We start from the raw sequence: 826 nt of genomic DNA, 5'->3' as shown, positions 1-826 counted from the left end.
TTTCTATTCTATAGTTTCAACACTGAAACTGGCTGAAGCGCCGATATGAGTGAAGCTTAAGGTTTGGCCGCAATACACGGTTAATGCGGCCAACCAGCATCATCAAGCCTGTTTTGAACACGCCGTGAAGTGCCATCAAGTGCATGCGGTATAGTGAGATATAAACAACACGTGCAACACGGCCTTCAACCATCATCGAACCTTTGGTTAAGTTGCCCATCAAGCTACCTACTGTAGAGAAGCGGCTTAGAGACACTAAAGAACCATGGTCTTTGTACACGTAGTTTTTCAACTCACGACCATTTAGCTTCGCCACAATGTTGCTGAACGCTTGGCTAGCCATTTGGTGCGCAGCTTGCGCACGAGGTGGCACAAATGAGCCGTCTGGTTGTGTGCATTGCGCCAAGTCGCCGATAACAAAAATATCGTCATCACGCGTTGTTTGCAGTGTTCCTTTCACAACCAATTGGTTAATACGGTTTGTTTCTAGACCTGCAATGTCTTTGATGAAATCAGGTGCTTTGATACCCGCAGCCCAAACCATGATTTGCGCAGGAATCTTTTCGCCATCTTTGGTAGTTAGGCCGTCTTTCTCCGCCTTAGTCACCATCGTTGCTGTACGAACGTTTACACCCAGCTTAACAAGCTCTTGATGCGCCGCAGACGAAATACGTGGTGGCAATGCAGGAAGAATGCGCTCGCCCGCTTCAATCAGGTTAACATTCAGCTTGCTTGAATCTAGATCACCAAATCCGTAAGTGCGAAGTTCTTTCACGGCATTGTGCAGCTCAGCCGATAGCTCAACGCCCGTTGCGCCAGCACCAAC

General features: G+C 48.1%; 1 protein-coding gene. It reads right to left on the bottom strand.

Features of this window, described 5'->3' with window-relative positions; all coding sequences use genetic code 11:
* Positions 1–16: 16 nt before the first annotated feature.
* Positions 17–826: NAD(P)/FAD-dependent oxidoreductase (locus R7E78_RS25690; protein ID WP_318058549.1), on the bottom strand; the 810-nt coding region annotated here is incomplete at its 5' end.

This window comes from Vibrio sp. YT-19(2023), from assembly GCF_033337395.1.
The sequence above is the reverse complement of the archived record's forward strand: the minus strand, read 5'-3'. Positions and strand labels throughout refer to the sequence as shown.